We start from the raw sequence: 5,009 nt of genomic DNA, 5'->3' as shown, positions 1-5,009 counted from the left end.
ACCACTCAGGCCGCGGAAATCATGCAGGGTCTGATCTGTGGGATTATTCGGGCGGTTTACCCACTGCACGGGGAAACGAAAGTTCGAGAGGTTCCAGTCGCTGGCAATGTGCACGGTCTCGAGATGACCGAGCAGCGTCGGACCTGGATACCATGGGGTGTGAGCAGAGAGGGTGACGATATTATCCCCCTGCAAAGCGCTCACAGGGATGAACTTCACATCCTTGATGTCAAGGCGTGGCAGAAATTCCTCGAACTGATCCTTGATCTCGAGAAAGCGTTCCTCGCTCCAGTCAACCAGATCCATCTTGTTGATGGCGACGACGAGGTGGGGGATGCGCAAAAGGGAGGCGATGATCGCATGACGACGGCTCTGCTCGATGACGCCCTGACGCGCGTCGATCAGGATGATCGAGAGGTTTGCTGTCGAGGCCCCGGTGACCATGTTGCGCGTGTACTGCACGTGGCCCGGTGTATCGGCGATGATGAACTTGCGGTGCGGAGTCGCAAAGTAGCGGTAGGCGACGTCGATCGTAATTCCCTGCTCACGCTCAGCACGCAGACCATCGGTGAGGTTGGCGAGATTGATCTGCCCTCCGCCTGTGATGTCGGCGGAGCGCTCGAGGGCCTCTATCTGGTCCTCCATGAGGGACTTGGAGTCGTAGAGAAGACGGCCTATCAAGGTCGACTTACCGTCGTCAACAGATCCGCAGGTGTTGAAGCGGAGAAGGTCTATGGGATGATTTGCAGTGGTCATTGCGGAATAAAAAATCTGGAACTCAGGAACTCAGGAATAAGGAGAAGTAGAATCGATGAATGAACCCATCTTATTATGTATTCCTCTCTGCGCCTCTGCGTCTCTGCGCGATATCTTTCGGATGTGTAATCATGGAGATCTCAGAATTCTTAGAAATATCCCGCCTTCTTGCGGTCTTCCATGGCCGCCTCCGAGACGCGGTCATCGGCGCGGGATCCACGCTCGGTGACACGTGCTGCAGCGATCTCGGCGATGATGTCATCGCAGGTGGCGGCGGGGGACTCCACGCAGCCGGTGCTGATGATGTCGCCTATGGTGCGGACACGAACGATCAGCTCCTTCACTTCCTCGTTTGCCTTTGCCGGCATTAGCTCTGTATCAGGAACCCACTGGCCTCCACGACGGACGCAGCGGCGTTGGTGACTGAAGTAGATGGAGGGGACCTCCAGTTTCTCACGCTTGATGTATTCCCAGACGTCCATCTCGGTCCAGTTGGAGAGAGGAAACACACGCATGTTCTCACCCGGATTCAGGCGACCATTGTAGAGGTTCCAGATCTCGGGTCGCTGGTTCTTGGGATCCCATTGGCCGAAGCTATCGCGGAAGCTGAAGAAGCGCTCTTTGGCTCGGGCTTTTTCCTCGTCGCGGCGGGCACCGCCGATGCAGCAATCGAAGCGGAACTCCTCGATCGCCCCCAAGAGGACGGGAATCTGGAGTTGGTTGCGACTGATCTGTCCGGGTGCCTGGACTGCGATTCCCTTTTCCAGGGCCTCATCCACGGTACGAACGATAAGTTTTGCATGCAGTTCCTTGGCGCGCCGGTCGCGGAATTCCAGGAGCTCGGGGAACTCGTGACCCGTCGCCACGTTGAGGAATGGCATCGGAATGTCCGAGGGGCGGAAGGCCTTCTCCGCAAGGCGAAGCAGGCAGATCGAGTCCTTGCCTCCCGAGAAGAGGATGGCCGGACGCTCAAACTCCGCCGCAACCTCACGCATGATGTGGATAGCCTCCGTTTCGAGGTAATCCAGGTGATCGAGATGATACGATTTCATCGTATGGGTAATAGGTGATTGGGGATGGGTAATGGGGATTAAGCGCGTGAACGATGAGAGCGCATGAGTCCGGAGATCAGTTTTCCAGTCTTGATGCAGAGTTGGAGAAGTTCGTTTTGTTCTGATACCAAAATGAATTTGTTATCTAGTAGCAGATAGCTCATCGATCGAACTTCACCGCAGGAGCGTCGGGCATAGTTGTAGGCTTGACGCTTTTCCGCGATGTGAAGGGTTTCCCATCCTTCAGCCAGATTATTCATTACGGATACAGCGGCGCGCTGCAGCTGGTCGCAGAGGCCGAAGTCCTTTGAAAGGGGTGAGCGTCTGCATAATGCATAAACCTCATTGCTTAGTATGCGGGCAGACTTCCAGGCTTCCGAATTTTCAAAAGGTTCACTCATGTGGTTGCCCTATCACCCATTCCCTATTGCCGATTTTCCCCACCCCGCATGGAGTCCGCACTCGCGCTTTTCGTCGGCCTTGGCGGGATCGAAGTAGTCCCATTCGTTGGGGAGCTTGTGCTCGGTGAGATAAGACTCCATCTGTTCATCGGAGAAATAGAAGACGGGGCTGATCTTGAGGGAGCCGAAGTTGCCGTCGGCCGAGACAATGTCGAGCTCAGCGCGGTTCGGGTTCTGGACTTTGCGGAGTGCCGTGATCCAGATGGTCGGAGCCAGTTCTTTCATGCCCCGCTGGAAGGGTTCGAGCTTCATCAGGGTGCTGAATCTTTTGAGTTTCTCCTCCTCTTCCGGCGTCGGGATGGGACCATCCAGAGCATCGCGATGCGCGGTCGTGATCTTCGGGAGATAGGCCTTAAGATTGAGGGCGAGAAGGTTTTTCAACTCTTCCGCATGCTTGTAGGTGGCCGGACGGTTGTATCCGTGATCAACCCACAGAACCGGAATATCGGTCTGAGCCTGTGTGGCCAGATGAAGGACTACTGCCTCGAACGGACGGAAGTTTGTGGAGACAATGGCTTTGCCTCCCGATTCCTTGGCTTGGGCGATCGCCCAATGGGTGATCTCCAAGGGACTCTTGCTCCTGAGTTCCTCATTCCAGGAAGCGATCTGTGCTGGCGTGGCTTGCGTCGACACTTGGCAATCAGGCTGCCTGGGTTCCGACGCTATGGAAGGTGGCGTCTGAAGGAAGGATCTCCCGGTCGCAGAAGTCGCCGAAGCCCTCACCTTCAGTGCGCTCCGTGGCAAAGCGCTTGATGATCGGGGTGAGCCGGGTTACGGCGTCATCGATCGTGATGCTCGGCGAGAAAAGGCGGTTAAGCCTCGTGCCGTTGTACTTCGCTCCTAAGTAGAGGGCATATTTTCCGGGGGCCTTGCCTACGAATCCGATCTCCGCCAGGTAGGGACGGCAGCAGCCATTGGGGCATCCGGTGATACGGAGGCTGATGGCGTCGTCGCGCAGTCCTGCTTCGTCGAGGACATTCTCGAATTTTCCCAGGATCGAAGGGAGATCACGCTCGCTCTCCGCGAGGGCGAGTCCGCATGTCGGAAGAGCGACGCAGGAGAGGGCGTTCAGGCGGAGGCCGGAGCGATCGTTCTCATGGGAGAGTCCATGCTTTTCGAGGATGGCGCTGATCTCGGCCTTCTTGGCTGTGCTGACGCCGGAGATGGTGACGTTCTGCGACGGGGTGAGGCGGAAGTCTCCCTCGTGGATCTCTGCGATCTCGCGCAGGGCTGTCTTCATCGGCCAACCCTGGGTGTCCTTGATGCGACCACTCAGGATGTGGAGGCCGTAGAACCATGTGCCGTCGGAGCACTCGTGCCAGCCGAAGGGATCCTCGATCGTGGTGAAGTGGAATGGGCGGGCCGCCTCAAGCTGGAAGCTAATGCGCTTCTGGACCTCCCCGCGGAACCACTCGATGCCGCGATCCTGAATCGTGTATTTGAGGCGCGCGTGCTTGCGGTTGGTGCGATCGCCGAAATCGCGCTGGGTGGTGAGAACGGCAGCGCCGACCTCGTTCACCTTGTCTGCAGGGATGAAGCCGAGGAGGTCAGCGAGGCGTGGGAAGGTCTCCGCATTGCCGTGACTCATGCCGAGGCCGCCGCCGACGGTCACATTGTACCCGACGAGTTTTCCATTTTCGACGATCGCGATATAGCCTAGATCCTGGGAGAAGACATCGACGTCATTGGAAGGGGGAATGGCGAAGCCGGTTTTGAATTTCCGGGGGAGATAGGTGTCACCGTACATCGGCTCAATCTCGGGCTCGCCACCGGCCACGAGTTCCTCGTCGAGGTAGATCTCATGGTAGGCGCGGGTCTTGGGGAGGGCATAGTTGCTCCAGTTCGCCGCGTCCTCATAGACCTGCTGGAGGATCTCCGAACGCTCGGGGTTCGGTGGGGCCATGACATTGCGGTTCACATCACCGCAGGCTGCGATGGAGTCGAGCAGCACTTGGTTCATTCCCTTGATGAGTTTCTTCACGTTGCCCTTGAGGACGCCGTGGAACTGGAAGGTCTGGCGCGTCGTTAGTCGCAGGGAGGGGGAGGCAACGGCATCGGCCAGCTTATCGAGGACAATCCACTGTTTTGGCGTTGCCTTTCCGCCGGCAAGTCGGACGCGGAGCATGAAGGCGAAAGCCTTCTCCTTACCTTCTTTCTTGAGTGTGTTGCGAAGGTCGCGGTCATCCTGCATATAGAGACCATGGAATTTTCCAAGCTGGTTGCTCTCCTCGCTGACATTCCCCGTAGAGGTATCGGCGAGGTCTGCGGCGATCTGCCCACGCAGGTGGTGGGAGTTGATCTTCATCGTCTCGTTGACGGCGAGGGGCTTTGGAGTGGTCTCGGTGCTCATGGGCTCTTTAGGTGATAGGGAATTGGCAATTGGGAATTGTGAAAATAAAACGACCGATAAGATCGTTATCTATTAGTGCTTAGCAGGGGTATTGGAGTGGTATCGAACGGAACTGTACGGTTTTTTTAAGAGTAAGGTAGGTATTTTAGACGAAAGCATTTATCAGACGAGAAAAATTATCATATTTCATAAATAAAGACGACTTAATCGATGGTCTATTCAAGCGGCTCCCACGGCTAAGTATTTCCGTGGTACAGGTTCAGGACATGGGTAACGCTTTAGGTTCAGGACATAGGTAACACCATGGGGCTCTTACTGGCAGGGTAAGAGACTATGCCGTGGCAACACCTAGACCTAATGAGCCAGAGAACAGAGTTTGCGCTTCGAGCG

5 protein-coding genes are annotated in these 5,009 nt (G+C 56.3%); all 5 read right to left on the bottom strand.

Annotation, left to right across the window (positions count from 1 at the left end; all coding sequences use genetic code 11):
• Window positions 1-756: GTP-binding protein (locus K8R57_09555; protein ID MCE9588545.1), on the bottom strand; the 756-nt coding region annotated here is incomplete at its 3' end.
• A 149-nt stretch (window positions 757-905) separates the two neighbouring features.
• Window positions 906-1,808: a sulfate adenylyltransferase subunit 2 gene (locus K8R57_09550; GenBank protein ID MCE9588544.1), complete on the bottom strand. Its 903-nt coding sequence runs from the start codon at window positions 1,806-1,808 to the stop codon at window positions 906-908.
• Between the two features lie 38 nt (window positions 1,809-1,846).
• Window positions 1,847-2,209, bottom strand: coding sequence for a four helix bundle protein (locus K8R57_09545; protein MCE9588543.1), 363 nt, complete (start codon window positions 2,207-2,209; stop codon window positions 1,847-1,849).
• Window positions 2,210-2,221: 12 nt separating this feature from the next.
• Complete coding sequence (locus K8R57_09540; protein ID MCE9588542.1) at window positions 2,222-2,902, bottom strand: phosphoadenosine phosphosulfate reductase family protein; 681 nt, start codon at window positions 2,900-2,902, stop codon at window positions 2,222-2,224.
• Between the two features lie 7 nt (window positions 2,903-2,909).
• Window positions 2,910-4,619 carry an NADPH-dependent assimilatory sulfite reductase hemoprotein subunit gene (locus K8R57_09535; protein MCE9588541.1) on the bottom strand — a complete coding sequence of 570 codons (1,710 nt, stop codon included), beginning with the start codon at window positions 4,617-4,619 and terminating at the stop codon, window positions 2,910-2,912.
• Window positions 4,620-5,009: the final 390 nt, after the last annotated feature.

The sequence above is a fragment of the Verrucomicrobiota bacterium genome, assembly GCA_021413925.1.
Lineage (GTDB): Bacteria > Verrucomicrobiota > Verrucomicrobiia > Chthoniobacterales > UBA6821 > UBA6821.
The sequence above is the reverse complement of the archived record's forward strand: the minus strand, read 5'-3'. Positions and strand labels throughout refer to the sequence as shown.